The following is a 26,181-nucleotide window of genomic DNA, read 5'->3' as shown; positions in this document are numbered from 1 at the left end:
GTCATGCTGGCCGGACCTGATGAAGAGAGATGGGTTGAGTTCTTCAAGGCCTCGAAGCAGGCCGAGAACAGACAGGGTCGCCATTATTGCAAGTAATTCTTGTTAACAAAAGTAATACTGTTGCTTTTTTTGACCTTGGTATAGCCGTTTATCGCGCTAACCCGATAGCCTGTGCCTTTCGCATTCGGAGGTTTGGTATGTCAGACGTTTCAGCTTTGATCGTGGGTTGCGGTGATGTGGGCAGCCGCCTGGCCCGCCAACTGCTTGCTCAAGGCTGGCAGGTCAGCGGCTTGCGCCGTTCGGTCGATCAGTTGCCCGAAGGGGTTCGGCCGATCGCCGCCGATCTGGCCGAGCCGCAGATACCGAGCGCCTGGCCCGAGCAGGGACCTGATTACCTGGTGTATTGCGTGGCGGCCAGCCAGCACGATGAAGCCGGCTACCAGGCGGCCTATGTCGAAGGTTTGCGCCATGTGCTGGGATGGCTGGCGGCGAAAGGGCAGCGGCCACGACGCCTGGTGTTCGTGTCCAGCAGCAGCGTGTATGCGCAGCAGGACGGTGAATGGATTGCCGAAGCGGCAGCCACGCAGCCCGAGGGCTATTCCGGCAAGGTGATGCTCGAGGCTGAGCGGCTGGCGCTGGACAGCGGCATTCCCGCGACGATCGTGCGCCTGACCGGCATCTATGGTCCGGGGCGCGAGTGGTTGCTGAGTCAGGTGCGCCAGGGTTATCGCGTGGCCGAGGAGCCACCGTTGTACGGCAATCGCATTCATGCCGAGGATGCCGCCGGCCTGATGGCGCACCTGCTGCGGGCCGATGCCCGGGGTGTTGCGCTGGATGACTGCTATATCGGCGTGGATGACGATCCGGCGCCGCTGGCCGAGGTGGTGGCCTGGCTGCGTGAATACCTGGGCGTTACCCAGTGGTCGGATGAGCAGCGGGTGCGGCGCACCGGCAGCAAGCGCTGCAGCAATGCGCGGGCGCGGGCGTTGGGGTGGGTGCCGATGTATCCGAGTTACAAAGAGGGGTATGCCGCCATTCTGCAAGGGCGTGGTTGAGACTACCGGCCCTATCGCGGGGCAAGCCCGCTCCCACGCATATCGTGGGAGCGGGCTTGCCCCGCGATGTTGGCTAATCCTTTTCCAGCACCCACTGCCGCGCACCGGCGGCCAGTTGCGGCATTTCATCCGGTTGGGCGCGGTTTACCGCCTGGAAGATTTCCAGGGTGTCGCCGTCGCGCTTGAAGATCCATGGCGCGCCACGCTGGTCGCGCTCCAGCCATAGGCTGTCGTTGCCATCGCCCATGGTCGCGCAGTCGCCCGCCAGGCACAGGGCGAAGCGGTCAGGGCCAGGCAGGCCGGTAACGTTGCCGGTGTCGCTGAAGCGCACCACTGCGCCCTTGCCCTGGCCTTCGACGATCTTCCAGTCGCCGCCCAGGTATTGCTGGTACAGCGCCTTCTCGAAGCTGCCACCCAGCGGCGTGTTCTGTGGGCCTTCGCTGCGCACGAAGGTTTGCTGGTGACCGGACGGGTCGATCGCCAGCAACTCGTCGCCGTCGAGCTTGAGCTGTTCGACCAGGCCACCTTCGAAGCTGACCTGCCAGTCTTTCTCGTTGGCGCTCAGGCGCCCGTCGGCAGCCTCGAAGCCATTGCTGAAGCTGGCCTGCTGGTTCTTGACGTCGATCTTCCACTCGAACACCGGGCCCTGGGCGTCGAGAGCCTGGCGCAGGCTGGTGCCTTTGCGGGCGGCGTCGATGGCGGCCTGGTTGATCCAGGTGCCGTTGAAGTCTTCGGGTTTATGGCTGGCGCAGCCGCCCAGGAGCAGGGCTGCCAGCGCGATAGGCAATGCGTGGCGCATGGGGGAAACCTTGGGGCAGGAGAGGGTGGTGACGGGCTGGATGCCCGTCACCGGGAGCATCACTCGAGGACCAGGATGGCGTCCATCTCGACCTGGGCACCCTTCGGCAGCGCGGCGACGCCGATGGCGGCGCGGGCCGGGTAAGGCTGTTCGAAGTAACGGCCCATGATTTCGTTGACCTTGGCGAAGTGGCTCAGGTCGGTGAGGAAGATGTTCAGCTTGACGATGTCCTTGAACGAACTGCCAGCGGCTTCGGCCACCGACTTCAGGTTCTCGAACACCTGGACGGTCTGGGCTTCGAAGCCTTCGACCAGTTCCATGGTCTTCGGATCGAGCGGGATCTGGCCCGACATGTACACGGTGTTGCCAGCCTTGATCGCTTGCGAGTAGGTGCCGATGGCGGCAGGGGCCTTGTCGCTGGTGATGACGGTCTTGCTCATGATGACTCCTTGCGGTTGGCGGACTACGCACGCATCCGGGTGATGCGGACCACGCCGGTCAAGGTGCGCAGCTTCTTGATCACGCGGGCCAGGTGCACACGGTCGTGCACGCTGACCACCAGTTGGACCACGCTGATACGGCCGTCGCGTTCGTCCATGCTGATTTTCTCGATGTTGCCGTCGGCGGCGTTGACGCTGCTGGCCAGCAGCGCGATCAGGCCGCGCTGGTGTTCCAGCTCGACGCGCAGCTCGACGTTGAACTCGCCGGTGATGTCCTTGGCCCAAGAGAGCTGCAGGCACTTCTCCGGGTTGTGGCGGACTTCACTGATGTTGCGGCAGTCTTCCAGGTGCACGACCATGCCTTTGCCGGCCGACAGGTGGCCGACGATAGGGTCGCCCGGGATCGGGGTGCAGCACTTGGCGTAGCTGAGCACCAGGCCCTCGGTACCGCGGATCGCCAGCGGGCCTTCCGGCGCCGGCAGTTGCTCGCCTTCGGCGGACAGCAGGCGGCGGGCGACCACGTAGGCCATGCGGTTGCCCAGGCCGATGTCCTCGAGCAGGTCCTCGAGCAGTTCCAGGCGGTACTCGGCGAGGATCGACTGGATGCGCTCCTGGGGGATCTTCTCCAGGCTGCTGTCGAAGCCGGTCAGCACCTTGTTCAGCAGGCGCTCGCCGAGGCTGATGGACTCGGAGCGGCGCTGTTGCTTGAGGGCATGACGAATGTGCGTGCGCGCCTTGCCGGTGACCACGAAGTTGAGCCAGGCCGGGTTCGGCCGGGCGCCCGGCGCGCTGACGATCTCGACGGTGGAGCCGCTCTGCAGCGGCTCGGACAGCGGCGCCAGGCGGCGGTTGATGCGGCAGGCGATGCAGCTGTTGCCGACGTCGGTGTGCACCGCGTAGGCGAAGTCGACGGCGGTGGAGCCCTTGGGCAGCTCCATGATCCGGCCTTTGGGGGTGAAGACGTAGACCTCGTCCGGGAACAGGTCGATCTTCACGCTCTCGATGAACTCCAGCGAGTTGCCGGCGCGCTGCTGCAGCTCGAGGATGCCCTTGACCCACTGGCGGGCGCGGGCGTGGCTGCCCTTGGGCTGCTCTTCCTCGTTGGACTTGTACAGCCAGTGCGCGGCAATGCCGTTGTTGGCCATCTCTTCCATTTCGCGGGTGCGGATCTGGATCTCGATGGGCACGCCGTGCATGCCGAACAGCGTGGTGTGCAACGACTGGTAGCCGTTGGCCTTGGGGATCGCGATGTAGTCCTTGAACCGGCCCGGTAGTGGTTTGTACAGGTTGTGCACGGCGCCGAGCACGCGGTAGCAGGTGTCGACCTTGTCGACGATGATGCGGAAGGCGTACACATCCATGATCTCGGTGAAGGCGCGACGCTTGCCGCGCATCTTCTTGTAGATGCCATAGAGGTGTTTCTGCCGGCCGCTGACTTCGCCTTGAATGCCATCGGCGGCCAGGCAGTTGGCCAGCGAGGTCTCGATCTTGGCGACGATTTCCTTGCGGTTGCCCCGCGCGCTCTTGACCGCCCGGTGGATCAGCGACGAACGCATCGGGTGCATGGCCTTGAAACCGAGGTCCTCGAACTCGACGCGCACAGTGTGCATCCCCAGGCGGTTGGCGATGGGGGCGTAGATCTCGAGGGTTTCCTTGGCGATGCGTCGGCGTTTTTCGCCGGACAGCACTTCCAGGGTGCGCATGTTGTGCAGGCGGTCGGCCAGCTTGACCAGGATCACGCGGATGTCGCGGGCCATGGCCATGGCCATCTTCTGGAAGTTCTCGGCCTGCGCCTCGGCCTTGGTCTCGAAGTTCATCTGGGTCAGTTTGCTGACCCCATCGACCAGCTCGGCGACGGTCTCGCCGAATTGCTGGCTCAAGGCTTCCTTGGCAATGCCGGTGTCTTCGATCACGTCGTGCAGCATGGCCGCCATCAGGCTCTGATGGTCCATGTGCATGTCGGCGAGGATGCTGGCAACCGCCAGCGGATGGGTCACGTAGGGCTCGCCGCTGCGGCGACGCTGGCCATCGTGGGCCTGCTCGGCGTAGAAGTAGGCCCGGCGAACCAGGTTGACCTGTTCGGGGCCCAGGTAAGTCGACAGCCGTTCGGCGAGGGCTTCTATACCCGGCATGGTTTCACCTCTTGCTGAAGAAGAGGGCCTTGCGCCGCACGGTGTCGACTGGGCATCAATCAGACGGCCTCGTTGTTCTCGTCCTCGAACGCGGCGAATACCGGATCCTCGGTGACGATCTCTTCGGCGGCGATGAACTCTGGCGTGACGATGCCTTCGGCGATTTCACGCAGGGCGACGACGGTCGGCTTGTCGTTTTCCCACGCAACGCGTGGCTCTTTGCCGCCGGTAGCCAGCTGGCGGGCGCGCTTGGTCGAGAGCATGACCAGCTCAAAGCGGTTATCCACGTGTTCCAGGCAGTCTTCAACAGTTACGCGGGCCATGGTCTTCCTCAGTAGCAAATGCGGTAGGCGTGCGCCCAGAATGGGCAGGCGGACTCGATAGTTTAAAAAATCACCAGCCAATAGGGAAGGGCTGTTTTGTCGGGTGCCCTTCCTCCGGTGCTGTTTGAGTCGTTTTCGCGGGCCCTGTGGGAGCGGGCTTGTCCGCGAAGCAGTTCACACCAAGCTGGGACGGACGATAACGGTTCCTGTTACCCGAAAACAACCGCCCCTGACGCGTTAACGCAACATTGCGTCGCGCAGGCGCGGGGTCAGCTCCTCGAACAGCGTCTGTACCGAGCGCAGGGCACGGCAATCGGGGCGGGTCAGCAGCCACAGCTGGGTGTCGCAGCCGGGCAGCGGGCCGCTCAGCGCCTCGACGCCGGGCAAGTCGTGGACCATGTAGTCGGGCAGTGCCGCCACGCCCAGGCCGGTGGTCACCAGTTGGGCGATGGTCGACATGCCGCTGCACTGGTAGCGCGGAATCAGCCCCGGGTGATGTTGGTTGCGCCAGACCACCGTGGCGTGGTCCTGCATGGAGTCGTCGGGGGCGATCCATGGCACGCTGGCGGCAGATTCCTGCAGGCGCTCGCGTAGCACCGGCAGGCCGCAGACCACGTAGGAGGTCGAGCCCAGGCAGCGGCCCACGAGGTGTTCCGGCGGCGTGTTGGTCAGGCGCAGGGCGATGTCGGCATCGCGGCGGCTGAGGTTGGCAAAGGTGTTGGAGGTGCCCATTTCCAGCGACAGCGCCGGGTAGTTGGGCATGAACTCGGCCAGCGCCGGCAGCAGCAGGCTGTGCAGCACCGCCTCGGTGCAGGTCAGGCGCACGGTGCCGCTGACCACCTGCTCGCCGCTGGTCAGCGCGATGCGCGCCGCGTCCAGCGCCTGTTCGGCGCGCTCGGCCTGCTCGGCCAGGGCCTGGGCGGTGTCGGTGGGCAGGTAGCCCTTGCGGCTCTTGACGAACAGCGCAGTGCCCAGTGCCGATTCCAGCCGGCGGATCGAACGGAAGACCGTGGAAACGTCGACCTTGAGCAGTTCGGCGGCCTTGGCCAGGGACCGGCCGCGCTCCAGCGCCAGGACCAGGGCGAGGTCCGCATGGTTGATCTGATATTGCATCGATGCACGCTCTGCTTGCCGAAATGCCAATGTCTGTTGCGTTGGGGCCATTTTATAGTGAAACGGCCCCCGGGAATCAATGCAGCCGGTCGGCAACCAGCCCCCCACGATGGGCCAGTGAAAAGAACAACAGCAGCACCATCGTCGCCTTTCGAGGCGTCATCCGCAGTTCCCCACATCGCCGCTCCGAATCAAAGGATGTACAGCCATGACGTCGGTCTCCCCGTGCGCCAGTTCTTCCCGCGAGATGAATGAGTTCCTGGATGCCCATCCGGATACCCAGTACGTCGACCTGCTGATCTCCGACATGAACGGGGTGGTGCGCGGCAAGCGCATCGAACGCGCCAGCCTGCACAAGGTGTACGAGAAAGGCATCAACCTGCCGGCCTCGCTCTTCGCCCTGGATATCAACGGTTCAACCGTCGAAAGCACCGGTCTTGGCCTGGACATCGGCGACGCCGACCGTATCTGTTTCCCGATTCCGGGCACGCTCTGCGACGAGCCATGGCAGAAGCGTCCGACCGCGCAGTTGCTGATGACCATGCATGAGCTGGATGGCGCGCCGTTCTTCGCCGATCCGCGCGAGGTGCTGCGCCAGGTGGTAAGCCGGTTCGACGACCTGGGCCTGGATATCTGCGCCGCGTTCGAGCTGGAGTTCTACCTGATCGACCAGGACAACCTCAACGGCCGTCCGCAGCCGCCGCGCTCGCCGATTTCGGGCAAGCGCCCGCAGTCGACCCAGGTGTACCTGATCGACGACCTCGACGAATATGCCGACTGCCTGCAGGACATGCTCGAAGCCGCCAAGGAGCAGGGCCTGCCCGCCGACGCCATCGTCAAGGAAAGCGCCCCCGCGCAGTTCGAGGTCAACCTGCACCACGTCGCCGACCCGCTGAAGGCCTGCGATTATGCGATCCTGCTCAAGCGCCTGATCAAGAACGTCGCCTACGACCATGAGATGGACTCCACCTTCATGGCCAAGCCCTATCCGGGCCAGGCAGGCAACGGTCTGCACGTGCACATCTCGCTGCTGGACAAGAAGACCGGCAAGAACATCTTTACCAATGACGACCCGCTGCAGAGCGAGACCCTGCGCCACGCCATCGGCGGCGTGCTGGAGACCATGCCGGCATCGATGGCGTTCCTGTGCCCGAACATCAACTCCTACCGCCGCTTCGGCGCCCAGTTCTACGTGCCCAATGCGCCGAGCTGGGGCCTGGACAACCGCACCGTCGCGGTCCGCGTGCCGACCGACAGCAGTGAGAACGTGCGCATCGAGCACCGCGTGGCCGGTGCCGACGCCAACCCGTACCTGATGCTCGCGGCGATCCTCGCCGGCATCCACCATGGCCTGACCAACAAGGTCGAGCCGAACGCGCCGATCGAAGGCAACTCGTACGAACAGCTGGAACAGAGCCTGCCGAACAACCTGCGCGACGCCCTGCGCGCGCTGGATGACAGCGAAGTCCTCAACCAATACATCAGCCCGGACTACATCGACATCTTCGTGGCCTGCAAGGAGAGCGAGCTGGCCGAGTTCGAAGTGTCGATCTCCGACCTCGAGTACAACTGGTACCTGCACACGGTGTAAGCCCATGAGCGCATTTGCGGTCCCCTTGATCGGTGTCAGCGCCTGCCGCCAGCAGGTGGGAAAGAACTCGTCGCACACGGTGGGCGACAAGTATGTCGAGGCCGCGGGCTTTGCCGGGCTGCCGCTGATCCTGCCGGCGCGTGATGGCGGCAGCGACACCCGGGCGCTGCTGGCCCGGCTCGATGGCATTCTTTTTACCGGTTCGCCTTCAAATGTCGAGCCGCATCATTACAATGGCGCCCCCAGCGCGGAAGGTACCCGGCACGATCTTGCACGTGATCGCCTGACCTTGCCGCTGCTGCAGGCGGCCATTGCCGCCGGTGTGCCGGTGTTGTGCATCTGCCGTGGCTTCCAGGAACTGAACGTGGCCCTTGGCGGCACCCTGCACCAGCGCGTGCAGGAACTGCCCGGCTACCTGGACCACCGCGAACCTGAGGACGCACCCCTGGAGGTGCAATACGGCCCTCGTCATCCCGTCGCGGTCACCGCGGGCGGGTTGTTCGAGCGCCTGGGCCTGGCGGCGCAGTTCGAGGTCAACTCGCTGCACAGCCAGGGTATCGACCGCCTGGCCCCGGGCCTGCGCGTCGAGGCACGGGCCCCGGATGGCCTGGTCGAAGCGGTGTCGATGCCTGATGCGCCGGGCTTTGTAGTCGGCGTGCAGTGGCACCCTGAATGGCGTTTCGCCGAAAACCCGGTTTCGCTGCGCCTGTTCGAGGCGTTCCGCGAGGCTTGCATTGCCCATGCTGCTCGGGAGGGTGTACGTCAGGAAACACGCTGACGTTAGCCGAAGGTCCAGGATGACCGTGCCCCACCACGAGCTTTCAATGAGTGAAAGCGGGCCCACTACGGCGGGCCTGTGAGAACAATTCCAATAGTTACGGCACAGACTCATGAATGAATACACAGAAGCCGGACGCCCACCCGACGTGGCGTCCGACTCGGGCAACACCCAGCGCAGCAAGGGCCTGGCCAAGGGCCGTCTCGGTCTGCTGGCCAGCGTCGTGCTGGGCATTTCCACCATCGCGCCGGTCTACACCCTGACCGGCGCGCTCGGCCCGACCGTGCGCGAAGTCGGCGCCCACCTGCCGGCGGTGTTCATCGTCGGCTTCCTGCCGATGCTGCTGGTGGCCCTGGGCTACCGCGAGCTGAACTCGGCCGAGCCCGACAGCGGCACCTCCTTCACCTGGTCGGCCCGGGCCTTCGGTCCGATGATCGGCTGGATCGGCGGCTGGGGGCTGGTGGTCGCCACCACCATCGTGCTGTCCAACCTGGCGGGCGTGGCGGTGGACTTCTTCTACCTGTTCCTGGCCCAGATCACCGGCAACCAGGAGCTGGCGGCGCTGGCGGACAACCTGCTGGTCAACGTCACCACCTGTTGCGTGTTCATCGCCCTGGCGGTGTGGATCTGCTGTCGGGGCATGGCCACCACCATGACTGTGCAGTACGGCCTGGTGGCCTTGCAGTTGCTGGTGTTGATCGGCTTTGCGTTCGCCGCCTTCGGCGAAACCACGGCGCCACCACCGCTGGCATTCGATCTTGCCTGGTTCAACCCGTTCGGCGTCGAGTCGTTCTCGGCATTCGCGGCCGGCCTGTCGTTGTCGATCTTCATCTTCTGGGGTTGGGACGTGTGTCTGACCGTCAGCGAGGAGTCGATCGGTAGCGAAGAGGTGCCGGGCAAGGCCGCCACCTGGACGGTGTTGCTGATCCTTGGCCTGTATCTGCTCACCGCCATCGCCACCCTGCAGTTCGCCGGGATCAGCGAGGATGGATTGGGCCTGGGCAACCCACGCATCCAGGAGAACGTGTTCGCCCACCTGGCCGGCCCGGTCATGGGACCGCTGGCAATCCTGATGTCGATCGCGGTGCTGGCCAGCACCGCCGCCTCGCTGCAGTCGACCTTCGTCTCGCCGGCGCGCACCCTGCTCGCCATGGGTTACTACGGCGCCGTGCCGCAGCGCTTCGCCACGGTCTGCCCGCGCTCGCAGACGCCGCGCTACGCGACCATCTGTGCCGGCATTGCCGCGGCGCTGTTCTACGTGACCATGCGTACCTTGAGCGAGAACGTGCTGGCAGACACCATCACCGCCCTGGGCATGATGATCTGCTTCTATTACTCGCTGACTGCTTTCGCTTGCGTGTGGTACTTCCGCCGCAGCCTGTTCGACAGCGTGCGTCACTTCTTCATGCGCGGCGTCTGCCCGCTGGTGGGTGGGGTGATCCTGTCGGTGATCTTCGTGCGCACGGCGATCGACAGCGCTTCGCCGGACTTCGGCAGCGGCTCGCATGTGGGCGGGCTGGGGCTGGTGTTCGTGATCGCAGCGATCATCTCGGCACTGGGGATCGTGCTGATGATGCTGTCGCGGCTGCGGGCGCCGGCGTATTTCCTGGGGGCGACCCTGCGCCAGCAGGCGACCATTCAGTTGCAGGACTGACGCATGGGGGCGCTTTGCGCCCCTTTCGCGACACAAGGCCGCTCCCACAGGTACAGCACGGTTTCAGACTCTGCACCGTACCTGTAGCGGCCTTGCCGGGGCGCCGTACCGGTCGGATAGGGCCTCGCAGAGGCCCCGGCGGTCTTCAGCCGATCAGCTGCTTGAGCAACTCACCATGCCGCGCCTGCTGTTTCTTCAGCAACAGGCGATTCGATGCGAACACCGCCTTCAATTCCTCCAGCGCCACGCCGAAGTCGTCATTGATGATGACGTACTCATACTCGTCATAGTGCACCATCTCGCTGACCGCTTCCTTCATGCGTCCGGCAATGATCTCCTCACTGTCCTGGCCACGACCATCCAGCCGTTGGCGCAAGGCCTCCTGGCTAGGCGGCAGGATGAAGATCGAACGCGCCTCGGGCATCAGCTTGCGTACCTGCTGGGCGCCTTGCCAGTCGATCTCCAGGATCAGGTCGTAGCCCTGGTCGAGGGTTTCCTGCAGCGCGCTGCGCGACGTGCCGTAGAAGTTGCCGAACACTTCGGCGTGCTCGAGGAAGTCGCCCTGGGCGATCAATGCCTTGAACTCCTCATGAACGACGAAGTGGTAGTTCACCCCGTGCTCCTCGCCCGGACGCATGGCGCGGGTGGTGTGGGAGACCGAGACGCGCACGTTGGCGTCGTCCTTGATCAGGGCCGTGACCAGGCTGGTCTTGCCGGCGCCGGACGGGGCCGAAACGATGTAGAGGGTGCCGCTGCTGTGATTCATGGTAGGGGTGGCCTTACTCGATATTCTGTACTTGTTCACGCATCTGTTCGATCAGCACCTTCAGGTTGACCGCCGCTTGCGTGCTGCGTGGGTCGAAGGCCTTGGAGCCAAGGGTGTTGGCTTCGCGGTTGAGCTCCTGCATCAGGAAGTCCAGGCGCCGGCCGGCGGCGCCGCCGGACTTGAGCACCCGGCGCACCTCGGTGACGTGGGTGCTGAGGCGGTCCAGCTCCTCGGCGACATCGCTCTTCTGCGCCAGCAGGACCATTTCCTGCTCCAGGCGCTGCGGGTCTAGCTCGGCCTTCATGTCGCCGAAACGATCGAGGACCTTCTGCCGTTGCGCGGCCAGCATCTGCGGCACGAGGGTGCGCAAGGTGGCGACTTCGCCGGCCATGCTGTCCAGGCGCTCGTTGATCAGCCTGGCGAGCTCGGCGCCTTCACGCTGACGACCCGCCTTGAGTTCGGCCAGCGCCTCGTCGAACAGGGCAACGGCTTCGGCATTGAGCGCCTGCGGATCGCTGGCGTCGGCCACCAGCACGCCTGGCCAGGCCAGCACTTCCAGCGGGTTGAGCGGTGCCGGCTGCTTGATCAGGCCGGCGACGGTCTCGGCGGCGGCGACCAACTGCGCGGCACGCTCGCGGTCGACCTGCAACGGCTTGCCGGCGTTGTCCTCGCTCAGGCGCAGGGTGCACTCGACCTTGCCGCGGGACAGGCCCTGGCGCAGGCCCTCGCGTACCGCGCCTTCAAGGTCGCGCAGCGCTTCGGGCAGGCGCAGGTGGGGTTCGAGATAGCGGTGGTTGACCGAACGCAGCTCCCAGACCAGGGTGCCTTGGCTGCCAGCGCGCTCGACACGAGCAAAAGCGGTCATGCTATGCACCATGGGGAGTACCTCGCGTATTCAGATGAACGGGGAGCCTGTCGGCTGCAAGGCGCAGGATTGTAGCGCAGTGCGGCCCGGGCGCCCAATCCGCCCATGCTACCGACCCTCCTCGGGCTTGTCGGAAAAGGTGACAGGCTGCGCGGGTACGACGACAGGCGTGCCTTCGGCGGGCGGCGGGCTCTATAATGCTCGGCAGATTCAAAGTCCCGGTACAGGTATCCCAGATGAAACGTCCAAGTGGTCGCGCCGCCGATCAGCTCCGCTCGATCCGCATTACCCGCAACTACACCAAGCACGCCGAGGGATCGGTACTGGTCGAGTTCGGTGACACCAAGGTCATCTGCACGGTCAGCGTCGAGAATGGTGTTCCCCGCTTCCTCAAAGGTCAGGGCCAAGGCTGGCTCACCGCCGAATACGGCATGCTGCCGCGTTCGACCGGCGAGCGTAACCAGCGTGAGGCCAGCCGCGGCAAGCAAGGCGGCCGCACCCTCGAAATCCAGCGCCTGATCGGCCGCTCCCTGCGCGCCGCGCTGGACATGAGCAAGCTCGGCGACATCACCCTGTACGTCGACTGCGATGTGATCCAGGCTGACGGCGGTACCCGCACCGCCTCGATCACCGGCGCCATGGTCGCGCTGTGCGACGCCCTGGCGGTGATCAAGAAGCGTGGCGGCCTCAAGGGCGGCAACCCGCTCAAGCATATGATCGCCGCGGTGTCGGTGGGCATGTACCAGGGCGAGGCCGTGCTCGACCTCGATTACCTCGAGGACTCCGCCGCCGAGACCGACCTGAACGTGGTCATGACCAGTGCCGGTGGCTTCATCGAAGTGCAGGGCACCGCCGAAGGCGCGCCGTTCCAGCCAGAAGACTTCAACGCCATGCTGGCGCTGGCGCAGAAGGGCATGACCGAGATCTTCGAACTGCAGCAGGCCGCGCTGGCCGACTGACGACACGCCAGGAAGGTGCGCAACATGAGCGATGTGGACTTGCCGATCACCCCGCCCAGCGCCGATGTCCGGCAGTGGGCGATGTTCTGCCACCTGTCCGCGCTGCTGGGTCTGGTGATGCCCCTTGGGCATCTGCTTGGCCCGCTGGTGCTGTGGCACCTCAAGCGCGAGCAGGATCCTTTCATCGATGCCCAGGGCAAGGAGGCGCTGAACTTTCAGATCAGCGTGACCCTCGCCGGGTTCGTCTGCTTGCTGTTGATGTTCGTGTTCATCGGTATCGTGCTGTTCGCCGCGCTGATGGTGGCGGTGCTGATCCTGATCATCCTGGCGGCAGTCAGGGCCAACGAAGGGAAGCCGTATCGCTATCCTTGGATCTGGCGGCCGATCAGATAGGCACAAAAAAGCCGACCCCATGGGTCGGCTTTTTTGTGTGCGCCATCCTCAGATGGTCAGCGTCCAGTCGTAGTCCACGATCAGCGGCGCATGCTGGGAGAAGCGCGGCTGGCGTGGCAGACGGGCGTTACGCACGAAGCGGCGCAGGCCTGGGGTGAGGATCTGGTAGTCGAACCGGTAACCCAGGTTGAGCATCTCGGCCTGCTCGTTGTCCGGCCACCAGCTGTACTGGTCGCCTTCACGGCTGACTTCGCGCAGGGCGTCGACATAGCCCATGTCGCCGACGATGGCGTCCATCCAGGCGCGTTCCGGCGGCAGGAAACCGACCGACTGCTGGCTGTCGCGCCAGTTCTTGATGTCGAGCTTCTGCTGCGCCACGTAGAACGAGCCGCAGTAGATGTATTCGCGACGCTTGCGACGCTGCTTGTCCAGGTACTTGGCGAAGTCGTCCATCAACTTGAACTTCTGGTTCAGGTCTTCGTCGCCGTGCATGCCCGAAGGCAGCAGCAGGCTGGCAATACTGACTTTGTCGAAATCTGCTTGCAGATAACGCCCGTAGCGATCGGCTGTCTCGAAGCCCAGGCCGGTGATGACTGCCTTGGGCTGCATGCGCGAGTACAGTGCCACGCCACCTTGGGTGGGCACCTCCGCGTCGCAGGCGTAAAGGAAATAGCCATCGAGCTGGAAAGCTGGGTCGTCGAGTTCAAAGGCCGAGGCGCGGGTATCCTGAAGGCAGATGACGTCGGCATTCTGGGCTTGCAACCAGCTGAGCAATCCACGCTCGGCCGCAGCCTGAATGCCATTTACGTTCACACTGATGATCCGCATAAATGGCCCCAAAAATCTCGTGCGTGTATGATACCCGAGCTCAACACATTTAGCTAAATCCGTGGTGTCCGGGACCTTTCATGCAGCCGTATCAGCGCGACTTCATCCGTTTTGCCATCGATCGCGGCGTTCTGCGCTTCGGTGAGTTCACCCTGAAATCGGGGCGTACCAGCCCGTACTTCTTCAATGCCGGCCTGTTCAACACAGGTTCCGCGCTGGCCCAGTTGGGGCGTTGCTACGCGGCGGCCATCGTCGACAGCAAGATCCCCTTCGATGTGCTGTTTGGCCCGGCCTACAAGGGCATTCCCCTGGCGGCAGCCACTGCCGTGGCCCTGGCCGAACAACATCAGCTCGACGTACCGTGGTGCTTCAACCGCAAAGAGGCCAAGGATCACGGCGAGGGCGGCAGCCTGGTCGGTGCCCCGCTGGCCGGTGACGTGCTGATCATCGACGATGTAATTACCGCCGGCACCGCGATCCGCGAGGTCATGCAGATCATCAACGCCCAGCAGGCCAAGGCCGCCGGCGTGCTGATCGCGCTGAACCGTGAAGAGCGCGGCAATGGCGAGCTGTCGGCGATCCAGGAAGTCGAACGCGACTTCGGCATTCCGGTCGTGAGCATCGTCTCGCTGACCCAGGTGCTGGAGTTCCTGGCTGACGACCCGCAGCTCAAGCAGCACCTGCCGGCGGTCGAGGCCTACCGCGCCCAGTACGGCATCTGACCGGCTCGCGGCTCATGAAAATGGCGACCTTAGGGTCGCCTTTTTCATGCCTGTTATTCAGCGGCGGTTCGGGTAACTGGCCTGCACGGCATCAAGGAGATTTCCGAGCGGCGAAGGAAAGGCGGCCCTTGGGCCGCCTGTATCTCGTGTCAGTCTGTGCCGTACTTCGGCGAGCGTGGCCCGTAGAGGATCCCGCCATTCGGATAGGGTGTAAGCAGGCGTGCGCTGGTCATCCCGGCGATCGGGTAGCCGGCGTCATCCTGCACGCTGCTGATGATCTGGTTGATGGCCGCCGCCACCAGCATGCCGATCAGGCCGCCCTGGTTCTGCTTGCCTTCCTCGCTGGAGGCCGTGGCGCTGCCGGTCCACAAGGTGGCACCGGTCTTCAGGTCGACCAGTTTGGCGCTGGCGGTGACGATGGTCGCGCTGCTCAGCACCATATAGCGGGTGCCGTAGTCGCTGACGGTCACGTACAGACCGGCGTCGGCGCCGAAGATCTCGTTCAGCTTGGCCGTGGGCAGCTGGTGGATATCGGCCGGCGTGGTCAGGCCGTTCTGGCGGAAGGTTTCATCCACCAGTGCCACCGGCATCACGTAGTAGCCGGCCTCGGCCAGCGGATAGGTGACCTGGGACAGCATGCTGTAGGTGGCCTTGACGTCGGGCGACTCGTTCAGCGGCGGCAGGATCAGGATCGACTTCGGTCGGCTCTGCTTGTAGGCCGAATAGTCGATGCTCTTGCGTTCGGCGCAGCCGGCGAACAGGGCCAGCACGCAGGCGCCGACGATCAGTTGGGTCAGGCGCTTGATCATTGCTTGGCTCCCTTGCTGGCGTTGCTCATCAGGAAGTCCATGTAGGCCGCCGACTCGGGGAACAGCGCTTTTTCGGTACGGAACTGCTGGATCATCTGGTCATCTTTGCCCAGGCTGGAGTACAGCAGGCCCAACTGCGCGTGGTAGCCCGGCGGCACGGCGCCGTTCTTGGCCTTGATCTTCTCCAGGTCGCGCTCCAGGGCTGTGACTTGCTCTTCCTTGGCGTCACCCTTGAGGTAGCCGTACACCTGGGGCTGGTAGCTTTCCCACTGGTACAGGGTCTTGGGCGAATTGCAGCCGGCCAGCAGGACGCTGCCCAGCAGCAGCCCGGCGACAGTGCGCCAGGCCGGGTAGGTGATGCTCATCGAACGGTCTTCCTTGTCGTGTTGTGCTTGTTATTGCGCTTGTGGTTTCCACTGGCCGCTTTCGACTGCGCCCACCAGCTTGTTGACGGCTTCGCGCATGGCCAGGTCGAGCACTTTGCCGTTGAGGGTCGAGTCGTAGCTGGCGGTGCCGCCGAAGCCGATGACTTCACGGTTGGACAGGGCATATTCACCGGCGCCCTGGCTCGAATAGACCACTTCGGAGGTGCTGATGTTGACGATATTCAGGGCGACCTTGGCGTAGGCGATCTGGGTCTTGCCGCGGCCGAGGATGCCGAACAGCTGGTGATCGCCGACTTCCTTGCGGCCGAACTCGGTAACGTCGCCGGTCACCACGAAGTCGGCGCCCTTCAGGCGCTGGGCCTGGCCCTTGATGGCCGCCTCCTGCTGGATCTCGCCCATGTTGTCGCGGTCCAGCACGTTGAAACGGTTGGTCTGCTGCAGGTGGGTGATCAGGATGGTCTTGGCCTGGCCGCCGAGGCGGTCGACGCCGTCGGAGAAGATGCCGCGCATATAGCTGGAGCGGTTGTCGAACTTGCCCACGGCGATCGGCGTGCGCACGCCACTGTAGGGGCGGTTGACGCTTTCGACCTGTTGCACGGCAACAGCGGTGGAGGTTTCGGTGGCACAGCCGGCGATGGACCCGACAGCCAGGGCGGCTGCCAGCACGAGTCCTTGTGATGCGTATTTCACGCGTGATCTCCAGGTAAATAGAAACTATTCGCAACGAACGAGCATACTGTCACGTTGTTTCGGCAGTCTACCGGGAATCTTTATGGTCAAACACAAAGGTTGATGGCTATAAGCCACCTATTTGCGTGGGCGGGGGTGAAAGCATCGCGGGGCAGGCCTGCTCCCTCCAGGGAGCGGGCCTGCCCCGCGATAGGATTACAGCGGGATCAGCGTGGTTTGCGGTTGGTGATCAGGGTGCCCACGCCGCTGTCGGTGAAGATCTCCAGCAGCACCGCATTCGGCACGCGGCCGTCGATGATGTGCGAGCTGTTGACGCCGCCCTGGACCGCGTCCAGCGCGCATTTGATCTTCGGCAGCATGCCGCCGTAGATGGTGCCGTCGGCAATCAGCTCGTTGACCTGCTCGGTGGTCAGCCCGGTGAGGACCTCGCCCTGCTTGTCCATCAGGCCGGCGATGTTGGTCAGCAGCATCAGCTTCTCGGCCTTCAATGCCTCGGCCACCTTGCCCGCCACCAGGTCGGCGTTGATGTTATAGGACTCGCCGTTGGCGCCCACGCCGATTGGTGCGATCACCGGAATGAAGTCGCCCTTGACCAGCATGTTCAGCAGGTCGGTGTTGACGCTCACGACCTCGCCGACATGGCCGATGTCGATGATTTCCGGGGTGGTCATTTCCGGCGTCTGGCGGGTGACGGTCAGCTTCTTGGCGCGGATCAGCTCCGCGTCCTTGCCGGTCAGGCCGATGGCGCTGCCACCGTGGCGGTTGATCAGGTTGACGATGTCCTTGTTCACCTGGCCGCCCAGGACCATCTCCACCACATCCATGGTCGCCGCGTCGGTGACGCGCATGCCATCGATGAAGTGGCTGTCGATCGACAGGCGCTTGAGCAGGTCGCCGATCTGCGGCCCGCCACCGTGCACCACCACCGGGTTGATGCCCACGGCCTTCATCAGCACGATGTCACGGGCGAAGCCGGTCTTGAGCTCCTCGCTTTCCATCGCGTTGCCGCCGTACTTGATCACCAGGGTCTTGCCGACGAAGCGGCGGATGTAAGGCAGTGCTTCGGACAAAACCTCGGCTACATGGGAAGCGGCATCGCGATCGAGGGTCATGCAGGGCTCCAGGTAAGGAACGTAAAGTCGTCAGAACGGCAGTTGCAGGCCGGGTTGGACCCGCAGCAACTGCGTGCGGAATACAGCCTTGATTCGGTCGAGCTCTGCCGCGCTGTCGGCCTCGAAGCGCAGCACCAGCACCGGCGTGGTGTTGGAGGCGCGGACCAGGCCCCAGCCGTGGGGATAGTCGACCCGCACACCGTCGATGGTGGTCAGGTTGGCTTCGCCCCAGTCGGCGTCGCGTTGCAGTGCATCAATGATGCTGAATTTACCCTCGTCGGTCACATCAATGTTGATCTCCGGCGTGGAAATATCATTGGGGAACGCGGCGAACAGGCTTTCGGCGTCCTGCCCGGCCTTGCTGAGAATCTCCAGCAGGCGCGCGGCGCTGTAGATGCCGTCGTCGAAACCGTACCAGCGTTCCTTGATGAAGATGTGTCCGCTCATCTCGCCGGCCAGCAGCGAGCCGGTCTGTTTCATCTTCTTCTTGATCAGCGAGTGGCCGGTCTTCCACATCAGCGCACGGCCACCGTGCTGCTCGATCAGCGGGGTCAGGCGGCGGGTGCATTTGACGTCGAAGATGATCTCGGCGCCCGGGTTGCGCGACAGCACGTCCTGGGCGAACAGCATCAGCAGGCGGTCGGGGTAGACGATGCTGCCGGTGTTGGTCACCACGCCGACGCGGTCGCCGTCACCGTCGAAGGCCAGGCCGATGTCGGCACCGGTTTCCTTGACCTTGGCGATCAGGTCTTCCAGGTTTTCGGGCTTGCCCGGGTCAGGGTGGTGGTTGGGGAAGTGGCCGTCGACCTCGCAGAACAGCGGGATGACATCGCAGCCCAGGGCCTCGATCAGTTGCGGGGCGACCACGCCGGCGGCACCGTTGCCGCAGTCGACCACCACTTTCAGGCGCTTGGCCAGCTTCACGTCGGCGGTGATCTGCTGGAAGTAGCGGTCGAGGATCTCGACCTTTTCCACACGGCCTTCGCCGCGGGTCAGGTCGTTGGTCTTCAGGCGCGTCAGCAAGGCCTGGATCTGTTCGTTGGCCAGGGTGTCGCCGGCGATGACGATCTTGAAACCGTTGTAGTCCGACGGGTTGTGACTGCCGGTGAGCATCACCCCCGACTTGCCGGCCAGCACGTTGGCGGCGAAGTACAGCGCTGGGGTCGGCACCAGGCCGACATCGCTGACCTGGCAACCGGCGTCAGCCAGGCCCTTGATCAGTTGCTCGACCAGCATCGGGCCGGACAGGCGGCCATCACGGCCGACCGAAATCTGTGGCTCGCCCTGGGCGAGGGTCTGGGCGCCGATGGCGCGACCGATCCAGTAGGCGGTCTCGGCATGCAAGGTCTTGCCGACCACGCCCCGGATGTCATAGGCGCGGAAGATGCTGTCGGGCAGTGCGGGGACCAGCTGGGCCATGTCGTTCATCTCTGGGGACTCCATAAGTCAAAGGCTTCTGGGCAAGCGCAAACTGAACGCTTGGACGGCGGTTTCGCCAGAGAGTTCGCCATCCATGGCCCGAGCGGTCTGCTGTCGGCTCAGCGGGTGCCGGAGTGGCCGAAGCCGCCGGTACCGCGCTGGGTCTCGTCGAACTGCTCGACGATGTCGAAGTGCGCCTGCACCACCGGCACCAGGATCAGCTGGGCGATGCGTTCGCCGACGGTGAGGGTGAACGGCGTGTTGCCGCGGTTCCAGCAGGAGACCATCAGCTCGCCCTGGTAGTCCGAGTCGATCAGGCCGACCAGGTTGCCCAGCACGATGCCGTGCTTATGGCCCAGGCCCGAGCGTGGCAGGATCATGGCCGCCAGGCCCGGGTCGCCGATGTACACCGACAGGCCGGTGGGGATCAGCAGGGTCTGGCCCGGCTCGAGGACGGTGTCCTCCTTGAGCAGGGCGCGCAGGTCCAGGCCGGCGGAGCCGGGGGTGGCGTACTGCGGCAGGGGGAATTCGGTGCCCAGGCGTGGGTCGAGGATCTTGGCTTGAAGAGCGTGCATGTAACTTATTGAACCTGGTTGAGCCGTTCGGCGATGAAGGCAACCAGCTGGCGGGCGATCTTGCCCTTGCTGGTCTGCGCGAAGAGGGTCTGGTGCTGCTGGCGGTCGATCACGGTCAGGGCGTTCTCCTCGCTGTTGAAGCCGATGCTGGGGTTGGCCACATCATTCGCGACAATCAGGTCGAGGTTCTTGTCCTTGAGCTTGCGCGTGGCGTAGTCGAGCAGGTGCTCGGTCTCGGCGGCGAAGCCCACGCTGAACGGGCGATCAGGCCGGCCGGCAATGGTCGCAAGGATATCGGGATTGCGCACCATCTGCAGCAGCATGCCGTCGCCCGTGGTGGGATCCTTCTTGAGCTTCTGTGGGGCGACGACTTCCGGACGGTAGTCCGCGACCGCAGCCGAGGCGATGAACAGGTCGCAGGGCATGGCCGCCTCGCAGGCCGCGAGCATGTCCCGCGCGCTCACCACGTCGATGCGGGTGACCCGGTCGGGCGTCTGCAGGTGTACGGGGCCGGTGACGAGGGTCACCCGGCCCCCGGCTTCGGCGGCGGCCTCGGCCAGGGCGAAGCCCATCTTCCCTGAACTATGATTGGTGATGTAGCGCACCGGGTCGATGTTCTCTTGCGTCGGCCCAGCGGTGATCAGCACGTGCTTGCCGGTCAGGGCCTGGCGCTTGAAGCTCTCGGCGGCGCACCAGGCCAGGTCTGTGGCCTCAAGCATGCGGCCCAGGCCGACGTCGCCACAGGCCTGGCTGCCGGAGGCCGGGCCGAACACCTGGATGCCGCGACTTTTGAGCAGCTCGAGGTTGGCCTGCGTGGCCGGGTCGCGCCACATGGCCTGGTTCATCGCCGGGGCGACGGCCACGGTTGCATCGGTGGCCAGCACCAGGGTGGTCAGCAGGTCGTCGGCCATGCCCTGGGCCATGCGCGCCATCAGGTCGGCGGTGGCCGGGGCGATCAGCACCAGGTCGGCCCACTTGGCCAGCTCGATATGGCCCATGGCCGCTTCGGCGGCGGGGTCGAGCAGGTCCATGTGCACCGGGTGGCCGGACAGTGCTTGCAGCGTGAGCGGGGTGATGAACTCGGCGCCACCACGGGTCATGACCACGCGCACCTGCGCGCCGTGTTCCAGGAGTCGGCGAATCAGCTCGGCGCTCTTGTAGGCGGCGATGCCGCCACCCACGCCGAGAACGATGCGCTTGCGATACAACCGCTGCATAGGCCTTGCCTTATTCCAGTGAAAGCGGGCGGCGACGATAGCTGCCTGCGGCAGATCGTCGCATTTTCGAAGCGAACTAGATTAACACAGCGCCCAAATGGGCCGTAGTGGCAGGCGAGGAGGGGAAATGAACATCAGGGAGTGGCCGGCTGAGGAACGGCCGAGGGAAAAACTGTTGCAGCGTGGGGCGTCGATCCTTTCGGACGCGGAATTGCTGGCCGTGCTGCTGGGCTCGGGGGTTGCCGGGCGCAATGTGCTCGACCTCGCCCGTGGCCTGCTGGCGAAGTTCGGCGGGCTCAGGCAGCTCCTCGAGGCGGAACGAGCCAAGGTGCTGCGTGAGCCAGGCCTGGGACCGGTTAAGTATGCACAATTGCAGGCATTGCTTGAGATCGGCAGGCGCTATCTGGACGAACACATCGAGCGTGCGTCGGCCCTGGAGAGCCCGGCGTCGGTGAGGCGTTATCTGAAATCCATGCTGCGGCACGAGTCCAGCGAGGTGTTTGGCTGCCTGTTCCTGGACACCAAGCACCGACCGCTGGCGTTCGAGATACTGTTCCGCGGCACTATCGACCGCGCGAGCATCTATCCACGCGAGGTCGTGCGCCGGTCCTTGCTGCACAACGCGGCGGCGCTGATCCTCTGCCACAACCATCCGTCGGGCAATTGCGAGCCAAGCCAGGATGACGTGCATCTGACGCTGATGCTCAAGCGCTCGCTGGCGCTGATCGATGTGCGGGTGACGGATCATGTCATCGTCGGCGATGGTGAACCGTTTTCGATGCTTGAACATGGGTGGTTGGGGGGCTGATCCTCATGGGGCAAGCCCGCTCTCACGATGTGTGCGTGGGAGCGGCAGTGCGACTTGCCCTGTGATTAGGCCTCAACGGTCGACGGAGACCTTGCTGAAGTCCTGCCGCCCGAACGGGCTTACCTGATAACCCTCGACCCCTTTGTGGAGCAGTGCGGCCGCCGTGGGATGCGCCAGCGGCAGCCACAGCGCCTGCTGCTGGATCAGCGTCTGCGCCTGCTGGTACAGGCGGCTGCGCACGCTCTGGTCGTTGGTGGTGCGCCCGGCATTGATCAACTGGTCCAGGCGGCTGTCGCAGAAGCGCGCGAAGTTGGTCCCGGACTTGACCGCCGCGCAGGCAAACTGCGGGCTGAGGAAGTTGTCCGGGTCGCCGTTGTCGCCGGCCCAGCCCATGAACAGCAGGTCGTGTTCGCCGGCCTTGGCGCGGCGGATCAACTCGCCCCATTCGATGGTGCGGATCTCGGCCTTGATGCCGACCTTGGCCAGGTCCGCCTGGAGCATCTGTGCGCCGAGGCTGGGGTTGGGGTTGAGCAGGCTGCCTGCCGGGCGGGTCCAGATCGTGGTCTCGAAGCCCTTGGCCAGGCCGGCCTTGGCCAGCAACGCCTTGGCCTTCTTCTGGTCCATGGCATAGCCGGGCAGGTCCTTGGCGTAGCTCCAGGTATTTGGCGGGTAGGGGCCGTTGGCGGCGGTGGCGGTGTCTTCGAACACCGCTTTCAGGTAGGCGGGCTTGTCGAAGGCCAGATTGATCGCCTGGCGCACCTCGGGCTTGTCCAGCGGCGGGTGCTGGCTGTTGATGGCGACGAAGGCGGTCATGAACGCCGGGGTGGTCACCACCTTCAGGTTGCCGTCCTTGCCGGCTTCGGCAATGTCCAGTGGTTTGGGCGACAGGGCCACTTGGCACTCGCCGCGCTTGAGCTTCTGCAGGCGCACGTTGGCGTCCGGGGTGATGGCGTAGATCAGCGGATCGACGGACGGCTTGCCGGCGAAGTAGTCGGGGTTGGCGCGGTAGCGCACCACGGCGTCCTTCTGGAAGCGTTGGAAGACAAACGGCCCGGTACCCACCGGCTGGCTGTTGAGCTTGTCCGGTGTGCCGGCCTTGAGCAGCTTGTCGGCGTACTCGGCCGAATAGATCGAGGCGAAGCCCATGCTCAGGGTGGCCAGGAAGGTGGCGTCGGCGTGGGTCAGGGTGAAGCGCACGGTTTGCGGGTCGGGTGCGTCGATCGCCTTGATCAGGCTCCCCAGCTGCAGCGACTGGGCATGCGGGTAGCCGCCCGGGGCGGTCTTGTGCCAGGCGTGGGCCGGATAGAGCATGCGCTGGAAGCTGAACAGCACGTCGTCGGCGTCCAGGTCGCGGCTCGGCTTGAAGAACGGCGTGGTGTGGAACCGCACGCCCTGGCGCAGCTTGAAGTCGTAGATCAGGCCATCGGCTGACGCCGTCCAGCTTTCGGCCAGGCTCGGCACCACCTTGCCGAGGCCGGCATCGAACTCGACCAGACGGTTCATCAGCACATCGGCCGAAGCATTGGTGGTGGTCAGCGAGTTGTACTGCACCACGTCGAAGCCCTCCGGGCTGGCTTCGGTGCACACCGACAACGGCGCTGCCTGGGCCAGGCCGGCGGCGCACAGGGTGGTGAACAGGAGGGAAAGGGCGGCGGCACGCATGGTGACTCCTTGGCTGGTCGGTGGCCCATCTGCCGGTGCAGTCTGGAAAATTCAGGAAATGTCCTACCCTAGTGCGGACATGGGCAAATGACCACACCCTTTCGCATTAATTCGGCGACGGGCGGTCGACAGCTTCCCGCCCCAGTCGTTATGCTGCCCGGGCGCGCTCGGCCTGACCGGAATACTCATCTTCTGTTGTTGTGGCAGAGTCTTTCTGGTATAAAGCAGCGCTCTTTTCTAGGGGCTCGGCCTGTCGCGTCAGCGAATACGGTCGATAAGACCTCCAGAATCACGGCGCCTGGCGCCAAAGACTGAGAGATTAAGCGGCCAACCCATGCCGGGTTGGGCATGTGGTTTTAGAGGGCTGAGTCATGTCGAGAGTCTGTCAAGTTACTGGTAAGGGTCCAGTAACCGGGAACAACATTTCCCACGCAAACAACAAAACCCGTCGTCGTTTCCTGCCGAACCTGCAGCACCACCGTTTCTGGGTTGAGTCCGAGAAGCGTTTCGTGCGTCTGCGCGTATCCGCCAAAGGCATGCGCGTCATTGACAAGCGTGGTATCGACGTAGTGCTGGCCGAGCTGCGCGCTCGCGGCGAAAAGTTCTAAGGAGAACGTCATGCGTGAATTGATCCGTCTGGTTTCGAGTGCCGGCACCGGCCACTTCTACACCACCGACAAGAACAAGCGCACCACCCCGGACAAGATCGAGATCAAGAAATACGATCCGGTCGTCCGCAAGCACGTGGTGTACAAGGAAGCCAAGATCAAGTAATTGATCTGCGACCTGAAAAACCCGCTACCGTAAGGTGGCGGGTTTTTTTATGCCTGTTTGAAAGCGGCTTGCCCCGCGATCGGGCTTACTTCTGCTCGAACAGCACATAGATCTTGCGGCACGGCTCCAGCACTTCCCAGGTGCCCTTGAAGCCGGCCGGGATAACGAACCGATCACCGGTACGCAGGGTCTTGGCGTTGCCTTCCTGGTCGCGCAGCACCGAAACACCCTGGACGATTTCGCAGTACTCGTGTTCGGTGTAGTTCACTGTCCACTGGCCCACCTCGCCCTCCCAGACCCCGGCGGCGAACTGGCCGCAAGGGCTGGAATAATGGTTGTAGACAGCCTGGTCAGGCTCGCCCTTAAGGATTTTCTCCGCCGCCGGGCGGTAGCGTTCGGCCTCGGTGAGAACTTGGGCGAAGTCGACGATACTGGCGATGCTCATGGTTGTTACCCTGTTGTTGTTTAATAAAATGCACATCAGTAGGCTTTTAGGCCATTCGTGTCAAATATATTGATAGTTTGTCCGCCCTGGTTTAGGGTGTCGGATGCCGGTGTGCGTTCGTCGCCCGGCCAGAATTTCTGACAGCGCCCGTGAGTCCTCAGTGCGGCGTTGCACCTTAACAAGAGAGGAGTTTCCTATGACCACCCTGACTCGTGCGGACTGGGAACAGCGTGCCCAGCAACTGAAGATCGAAGGCCGAGCCTTCATCAACGGCGAATACACCGATGCCGCCTCCGGTGAAACCTTCGACTGCCTGAGCCCGGTGGACGGACGCTTCCTGGCCAAGGTCGCCAGCTGCGACCTGGCCGACGCCAACCGCGCCGTCGACAACGCCCGCGCCGTGTTCGAATCCGGTGTCTGGTCGCGCCTGGCCCCGGCCAAGCGCAAGGCCAAGCTGATCCGCTTCGCCGACCTGCTGCGCAAGCACGTCGAGGAGTTGGCCCTGCTCGAAACCCTCGACATGGGCAAGCCGATCAGTGACTCCTCCTCCATCGACATTCCGGGCGCGGCCCAAGCCATCCACTGGACTGCCGAAGCCATCGACAAAGTCTACGACGAAGTCGCCCCGACCCCGCATGATCAATTGGGCTTGGTGACCCGTGAGCCAGTGGGTGTGGTCGGTGCCATCGTACCGTGGAACTTCCCGCTGCTGATGGCCTGCTGGAAGCTGGGCCCGGCCCTGGCTACCGGTAACTCCATCGTCCTGAAACCATCGGAAAAGTCGCCGCTGACCGCCATTCGCATCGCCCAGCTGGCCATCGAGGCCGGTATCCCGGCAGGCGTGCTGAACGTGCTGCCAGGCTACGGCCACACCGTGGGCAAGGCCCTGGCCCTGCACATGGACGTGGACACCCTGGTGTTCACCGGCTCCACCAAGATCGCCAAGCAGCTGATGGTCTACGCGGGCGAGTCGAACATGAAGCGCGTCTGGCTGGAAGCCGGCGGCAAGAGCCCGAACATCGTCTTCGCCGACGCCCCTGACCTGCAGGCTGCCGCCGAGGCCGCCGCCAGCGCCATCGCCTTCAACCAGGGCGAAGTCTGCACCGCGGGTTCGCGCCTGCTGGTCGAGCGTTCGATCAAGGACAAGTTCCTGCCCATGGTGGTCGAGGCCCTCAAGGCCTGGAAGCCGGGCAACCCGCTGGACCCGGCGACCACCGTCGGCGCGCTGGTCGATACCCAGCAGATGAACACCGTGCTGTCGTACATCGATGCCGGTCATCAGGATGGCGCCAAGCTGCTGGCCGGTGGCAAGCGCATCCTCGAAGAGACCGGTGGCACCTATGTCGAGCCGACCATCTTCGACGGCGTGACCAACGCCATGAAGATCGCCAAGGAAGAGATCTTCGGACCGGTGCTGTCGGTGATCACCTTCGACACCGCCGAGGAAGCCATCGCCATTGCCAACGACACGCCGTATGGCCTGGCCGCCGGCATCTGGACCGCGGACATCTCCAAGGCCCACAAGACCGCCCGCGCCGTGCGCGCCGGCAGCGTCTGGGTCAATCAGTACGACGGCGGCGACATGACCGCGCCGTTCGGCGGCTTCAAGCAGTCGGGCAACGGCCGTGACAAGTCGCTGCACGCGTTGGAGAAATACACCGAGTTGAAGGCGACCTGGATCAAGCTGTAATCCAGTAACGTCTCATCGTGGGGCTCGTGGGGGCGGGCTTGCCTCGCGATGAGCCGCAGACAGCCGGGCCGGTTCACGCCGTCCCGGCTTTGTCGTCTCTGTCATATACGATTTGCGCTCAAAGGAGGCTGTGATGCGTTGGGGAACCTACTTTGCGGTCCTGGCGTCGGTGCTCA

27 protein-coding genes and 1 pseudogene are annotated in these 26,181 nt (G+C 64.2%); 11 read left to right on the top strand and 17 right to left on the bottom strand.

What is annotated here, in order from left to right; all coding sequences use genetic code 11:
* Nucleotides 1-197: 197 nt before the first annotated feature.
* A complete protein-coding gene (locus CC207_RS24555) occupies nucleotides 198-1,055 on the top strand; it encodes an SDR family oxidoreductase (RefSeq protein WP_028689953.1) in 858 nt (285 codons plus the stop codon).
* Between the two features lie 73 nt (nucleotides 1,056-1,128).
* Here the strand turns inward: CC207_RS24555 and CC207_RS24550 are convergent, their stop codons facing one another.
* From CC207_RS24550 to CC207_RS24530, 5 genes are all read right to left on the bottom strand, one after another.
* A complete protein-coding gene (locus tag CC207_RS24550; RefSeq protein ID WP_028689952.1) occupies nucleotides 1,129-1,854 on the bottom strand; it encodes a hypothetical protein in 726 nt (241 codons plus the stop codon).
* Between the two features lie 59 nt (nucleotides 1,855-1,913).
* Nucleotides 1,914-2,294, bottom strand: coding sequence for a RidA family protein (locus tag CC207_RS24545; protein WP_088852911.1), 381 nt, complete (start codon nucleotides 2,292-2,294; stop codon nucleotides 1,914-1,916).
* 23 nt (nucleotides 2,295-2,317) lie between these two features.
* Nucleotides 2,318-4,426, bottom strand: a complete 2,109-nt coding sequence (spoT, locus tag CC207_RS24540; RefSeq protein ID WP_028689950.1) for a bifunctional GTP diphosphokinase/guanosine-3',5'-bis pyrophosphate 3'-pyrophosphohydrolase — start codon at nucleotides 4,424-4,426, stop codon at nucleotides 2,318-2,320.
* A 59-nt stretch (nucleotides 4,427-4,485) separates the two neighbouring features.
* On the bottom strand, nucleotides 4,486-4,749 hold the full coding sequence (gene rpoZ, locus CC207_RS24535; protein ID WP_008091595.1) for a DNA-directed RNA polymerase subunit omega: 264 nt from the start codon (nucleotides 4,747-4,749) through the stop codon (nucleotides 4,486-4,488).
* 237 nt (nucleotides 4,750-4,986) lie between these two features.
* Nucleotides 4,987-5,862 (bottom strand): LysR family transcriptional regulator, encoded by an 876-nt coding sequence (locus tag CC207_RS24530; RefSeq protein WP_028689949.1) that lies wholly within the window; start codon nucleotides 5,860-5,862, stop codon nucleotides 4,987-4,989.
* A gap of 208 nt (nucleotides 5,863-6,070) precedes the next feature.
* Between CC207_RS24530 and CC207_RS24525 the strand changes: the two genes are divergently transcribed.
* From CC207_RS24525 to CC207_RS24515, 3 genes are all read left to right on the top strand, one after another.
* The gene (locus CC207_RS24525) at nucleotides 6,071-7,453 is read left to right on the top strand and encodes a glutamine synthetase family protein (RefSeq protein WP_028689948.1); all 1,383 of its coding nucleotides are present in this window, start codon (nucleotides 6,071-6,073) and stop codon (nucleotides 7,451-7,453) included.
* Between the two features lie 4 nt (nucleotides 7,454-7,457).
* A complete protein-coding gene (locus tag CC207_RS24520; RefSeq protein ID WP_028689947.1) occupies nucleotides 7,458-8,231 on the top strand; it encodes a gamma-glutamyl-gamma-aminobutyrate hydrolase family protein in 774 nt (257 codons plus the stop codon).
* 112 nt (nucleotides 8,232-8,343) lie between these two features.
* Nucleotides 8,344-9,885 (top strand): APC family permease, encoded by a 1,542-nt coding sequence (locus tag CC207_RS24515; protein WP_062360116.1) that lies wholly within the window; start codon nucleotides 8,344-8,346, stop codon nucleotides 9,883-9,885.
* A 145-nt stretch (nucleotides 9,886-10,030) separates the two neighbouring features.
* Here CC207_RS24515 and gmk read toward each other — a convergent pair whose 3' ends face one another.
* Nucleotides 10,031-10,651 (bottom strand): guanylate kinase, encoded by a 621-nt coding sequence (gmk, locus tag CC207_RS24510; RefSeq protein ID WP_028689945.1) that lies wholly within the window; start codon nucleotides 10,649-10,651, stop codon nucleotides 10,031-10,033.
* 13 nt (nucleotides 10,652-10,664) lie between these two features.
* On the bottom strand, nucleotides 10,665-11,528 hold the full coding sequence (locus CC207_RS24505) for a YicC/YloC family endoribonuclease (RefSeq protein ID WP_028689944.1): 864 nt from the start codon (nucleotides 11,526-11,528) through the stop codon (nucleotides 10,665-10,667).
* Nucleotides 11,529-11,752: 224 nt separating this feature from the next.
* Here CC207_RS24505 and rph point away from each other — a divergent pair, with 224 nt between their 5' ends.
* Nucleotides 11,753-12,475: a ribonuclease PH gene (gene rph, locus CC207_RS24500; protein ID WP_009681991.1), complete on the top strand. Its 723-nt coding sequence runs from the start codon at nucleotides 11,753-11,755 to the stop codon at nucleotides 12,473-12,475.
* 24 nt (nucleotides 12,476-12,499) lie between these two features.
* Nucleotides 12,500-12,868, top strand: a complete 369-nt coding sequence (locus CC207_RS24495; RefSeq protein WP_028689943.1) for a DUF4870 domain-containing protein — start codon at nucleotides 12,500-12,502, stop codon at nucleotides 12,866-12,868.
* Nucleotides 12,869-12,916: 48 nt separating this feature from the next.
* Here CC207_RS24495 and CC207_RS24490 read toward each other — a convergent pair whose 3' ends face one another.
* Entirely contained in the window at nucleotides 12,917-13,696 is a 780-nt protein-coding gene (locus tag CC207_RS24490) for an exodeoxyribonuclease III (protein ID WP_028689942.1), read from the bottom strand.
* Nucleotides 13,697-13,776: 80 nt separating this feature from the next.
* On the opposite strand from CC207_RS24490, the gene pyrE reads away from it, so the two are divergent.
* Nucleotides 13,777-14,418, top strand: coding sequence for an orotate phosphoribosyltransferase (gene pyrE, locus CC207_RS24485; RefSeq protein WP_011536401.1), 642 nt, complete (start codon nucleotides 13,777-13,779; stop codon nucleotides 14,416-14,418).
* Nucleotides 14,419-14,567: 149 nt separating this feature from the next.
* Here pyrE and CC207_RS24480 read toward each other — a convergent pair whose 3' ends face one another.
* From CC207_RS24480 to coaBC, 7 genes and pseudogenes are all read right to left on the bottom strand, one after another.
* A complete protein-coding gene (locus tag CC207_RS24480) occupies nucleotides 14,568-15,227 on the bottom strand; it encodes a DUF799 domain-containing protein (protein ID WP_028689941.1) in 660 nt (219 codons plus the stop codon).
* Nucleotides 15,224-15,592 carry a DUF4810 domain-containing protein gene (locus CC207_RS24475; RefSeq protein WP_028689940.1) on the bottom strand — a complete coding sequence of 123 codons (369 nt, stop codon included), beginning with the start codon at nucleotides 15,590-15,592 and terminating at the stop codon, nucleotides 15,224-15,226. The genes CC207_RS24480 and CC207_RS24475 overlap by 4 nt, the downstream gene beginning before the upstream one ends.
* A 30-nt stretch (nucleotides 15,593-15,622) precedes the next feature.
* Nucleotides 15,623-16,303 carry a CsgG/HfaB family protein gene (locus CC207_RS24470; RefSeq protein ID WP_028689939.1) on the bottom strand — a complete coding sequence of 227 codons (681 nt, stop codon included), beginning with the start codon at nucleotides 16,301-16,303 and terminating at the stop codon, nucleotides 15,623-15,625.
* Nucleotides 16,304-16,509: 206 nt separating this feature from the next.
* Nucleotides 16,510-17,415 carry an acetylglutamate kinase gene (gene argB, locus CC207_RS24465; protein ID WP_028689938.1) on the bottom strand — a complete coding sequence of 302 codons (906 nt, stop codon included), beginning with the start codon at nucleotides 17,413-17,415 and terminating at the stop codon, nucleotides 16,510-16,512.
* A gap of 30 nt (nucleotides 17,416-17,445) precedes the next feature.
* Nucleotides 17,446-18,819: pseudogene (locus CC207_RS24460) on the bottom strand (phosphomannomutase/phosphoglucomutase); the annotation flags it as partial.
* A gap of 134 nt (nucleotides 18,820-18,953) precedes the next feature.
* On the bottom strand, nucleotides 18,954-19,409 hold the full coding sequence (dut, locus tag CC207_RS24455) for a dUTP diphosphatase (protein ID WP_028689936.1): 456 nt from the start codon (nucleotides 19,407-19,409) through the stop codon (nucleotides 18,954-18,956).
* A 5-nt stretch (nucleotides 19,410-19,414) separates the two neighbouring features.
* Nucleotides 19,415-20,626 carry a bifunctional phosphopantothenoylcysteine decarboxylase/phosphopantothenate--cysteine ligase CoaBC gene (gene coaBC, locus CC207_RS24450; protein ID WP_088852910.1) on the bottom strand — a complete coding sequence of 404 codons (1,212 nt, stop codon included), beginning with the start codon at nucleotides 20,624-20,626 and terminating at the stop codon, nucleotides 19,415-19,417.
* A 127-nt stretch (nucleotides 20,627-20,753) separates the two neighbouring features.
* On the opposite strand from coaBC, the gene radC reads away from it, so the two are divergent.
* Nucleotides 20,754-21,434, top strand: coding sequence for a DNA repair protein RadC (gene radC, locus CC207_RS24445; RefSeq protein WP_028689934.1), 681 nt, complete (start codon nucleotides 20,754-20,756; stop codon nucleotides 21,432-21,434).
* Nucleotides 21,435-21,506: 72 nt separating this feature from the next.
* On the opposite strand, the gene CC207_RS24440 is transcribed toward radC, so the two are convergent.
* Nucleotides 21,507-23,096 (bottom strand): ABC transporter substrate-binding protein, encoded by a 1,590-nt coding sequence (locus CC207_RS24440; RefSeq protein ID WP_088852909.1) that lies wholly within the window; start codon nucleotides 23,094-23,096, stop codon nucleotides 21,507-21,509.
* 371 nt (nucleotides 23,097-23,467) lie between these two features.
* On the opposite strand from CC207_RS24440, the gene rpmB reads away from it, so the two are divergent.
* Nucleotides 23,468-23,704 carry a 50S ribosomal protein L28 gene (gene rpmB / locus CC207_RS24435; protein WP_003258972.1) on the top strand — a complete coding sequence of 79 codons (237 nt, stop codon included), beginning with the start codon at nucleotides 23,468-23,470 and terminating at the stop codon, nucleotides 23,702-23,704.
* A gap of 10 nt (nucleotides 23,705-23,714) precedes the next feature.
* Nucleotides 23,715-23,870: a 50S ribosomal protein L33 gene (gene rpmG, locus CC207_RS24430; RefSeq protein WP_003253507.1), complete on the top strand. Its 156-nt coding sequence runs from the start codon at nucleotides 23,715-23,717 to the stop codon at nucleotides 23,868-23,870.
* An 85-nt stretch (nucleotides 23,871-23,955) separates the two neighbouring features.
* Here rpmG and CC207_RS24425 read toward each other — a convergent pair whose 3' ends face one another.
* Nucleotides 23,956-24,315: a cupin domain-containing protein gene (locus CC207_RS24425; protein WP_028689931.1), complete on the bottom strand. Its 360-nt coding sequence runs from the start codon at nucleotides 24,313-24,315 to the stop codon at nucleotides 23,956-23,958.
* Nucleotides 24,316-24,511: 196 nt separating this feature from the next.
* Here CC207_RS24425 and CC207_RS24420 point away from each other — a divergent pair, with 196 nt between their 5' ends.
* On the top strand, nucleotides 24,512-26,005 hold the full coding sequence (locus tag CC207_RS24420) for an aldehyde dehydrogenase (protein ID WP_028689930.1): 1,494 nt from the start codon (nucleotides 24,512-24,514) through the stop codon (nucleotides 26,003-26,005).
* The last annotated feature ends 176 nt before the right edge of the window (nucleotides 26,006-26,181 follow it).

It is taken from the genome of Pseudomonas sp. DrBHI1 (genome assembly GCF_002205115.1).
Taxonomy (GTDB): domain Bacteria; phylum Pseudomonadota; class Gammaproteobacteria; order Pseudomonadales; family Pseudomonadaceae; genus Aquipseudomonas; species Aquipseudomonas mosselii.
The sequence above is the reverse complement of the archived record's forward strand: the minus strand, read 5'-3'. Positions and strand labels throughout refer to the sequence as shown.

Excerpts from the sequence above, each read along its gene's own strand:
- CC207_RS24555 (WP_028689953.1), top strand. The coding sequence starts at position 198 with ATGTCAGACGTTTCAGCTTTGATCGTGGGTTGCGGTGATGTGGGCAGC.
- CC207_RS24550 (WP_028689952.1), bottom strand. The coding sequence starts at position 1,854 with ATGCGCCACGCATTGCCTATCGCGCTGGCAGCCCTGCTCCTGGGCGGC.
- CC207_RS24545 (WP_088852911.1), bottom strand. The coding sequence starts at position 2,294 with ATGAGCAAGACCGTCATCACCAGCGACAAGGCCCCTGCCGCCATCGGC.
- spoT (WP_028689950.1), bottom strand. The coding sequence starts at position 4,426 with ATGCCGGGTATAGAAGCCCTCGCCGAACGGCTGTCGACTTACCTGGGC.
- rpoZ (WP_008091595.1), bottom strand. The coding sequence starts at position 4,749 with ATGGCCCGCGTAACTGTTGAAGACTGCCTGGAACACGTGGATAACCGC.
- CC207_RS24530 (WP_028689949.1), bottom strand. The coding sequence starts at position 5,862 with ATGCAATATCAGATCAACCATGCGGACCTCGCCCTGGTCCTGGCGCTG.
- CC207_RS24525 (WP_028689948.1), top strand. The coding sequence starts at position 6,071 with ATGACGTCGGTCTCCCCGTGCGCCAGTTCTTCCCGCGAGATGAATGAG.
- CC207_RS24520 (WP_028689947.1), top strand. The coding sequence starts at position 7,458 with ATGAGCGCATTTGCGGTCCCCTTGATCGGTGTCAGCGCCTGCCGCCAG.
- CC207_RS24515 (WP_062360116.1), top strand. The coding sequence starts at position 8,344 with ATGAATGAATACACAGAAGCCGGACGCCCACCCGACGTGGCGTCCGAC.
- gmk (WP_028689945.1), bottom strand. The coding sequence starts at position 10,651 with ATGAATCACAGCAGCGGCACCCTCTACATCGTTTCGGCCCCGTCCGGC.
- CC207_RS24505 (WP_028689944.1), bottom strand. The coding sequence starts at position 11,528 with ATGGTGCATAGCATGACCGCTTTTGCTCGTGTCGAGCGCGCTGGCAGC.
- rph (WP_009681991.1), top strand. The coding sequence starts at position 11,753 with ATGAAACGTCCAAGTGGTCGCGCCGCCGATCAGCTCCGCTCGATCCGC.
- CC207_RS24495 (WP_028689943.1), top strand. The coding sequence starts at position 12,500 with ATGAGCGATGTGGACTTGCCGATCACCCCGCCCAGCGCCGATGTCCGG.
- CC207_RS24490 (WP_028689942.1), bottom strand. The coding sequence starts at position 13,696 with ATGCGGATCATCAGTGTGAACGTAAATGGCATTCAGGCTGCGGCCGAG.
- pyrE (WP_011536401.1), top strand. The coding sequence starts at position 13,777 with ATGCAGCCGTATCAGCGCGACTTCATCCGTTTTGCCATCGATCGCGGC.
- CC207_RS24480 (WP_028689941.1), bottom strand. The coding sequence starts at position 15,227 with ATGATCAAGCGCCTGACCCAACTGATCGTCGGCGCCTGCGTGCTGGCC.
- CC207_RS24475 (WP_028689940.1), bottom strand. The coding sequence starts at position 15,592 with ATGAGCATCACCTACCCGGCCTGGCGCACTGTCGCCGGGCTGCTGCTG.
- argB (WP_028689938.1), bottom strand. The coding sequence starts at position 17,415 with ATGACCCTCGATCGCGATGCCGCTTCCCATGTAGCCGAGGTTTTGTCC.
- dut (WP_028689936.1), bottom strand. The coding sequence starts at position 19,409 with ATGCACGCTCTTCAAGCCAAGATCCTCGACCCACGCCTGGGCACCGAA.
- coaBC (WP_088852910.1), bottom strand. The coding sequence starts at position 20,626 with ATGCAGCGGTTGTATCGCAAGCGCATCGTTCTCGGCGTGGGTGGCGGC.
- radC (WP_028689934.1), top strand. The coding sequence starts at position 20,754 with ATGAACATCAGGGAGTGGCCGGCTGAGGAACGGCCGAGGGAAAAACTG.
- CC207_RS24440 (WP_088852909.1), bottom strand. The coding sequence starts at position 23,096 with ATGCGTGCCGCCGCCCTTTCCCTCCTGTTCACCACCCTGTGCGCCGCC.
- rpmB (WP_003258972.1), top strand. The coding sequence starts at position 23,468 with ATGTCGAGAGTCTGTCAAGTTACTGGTAAGGGTCCAGTAACCGGGAAC.
- rpmG (WP_003253507.1), top strand. The coding sequence starts at position 23,715 with ATGCGTGAATTGATCCGTCTGGTTTCGAGTGCCGGCACCGGCCACTTC.
- CC207_RS24425 (WP_028689931.1), bottom strand. The coding sequence starts at position 24,315 with ATGAGCATCGCCAGTATCGTCGACTTCGCCCAAGTTCTCACCGAGGCC.
- CC207_RS24420 (WP_028689930.1), top strand. The coding sequence starts at position 24,512 with ATGACCACCCTGACTCGTGCGGACTGGGAACAGCGTGCCCAGCAACTG.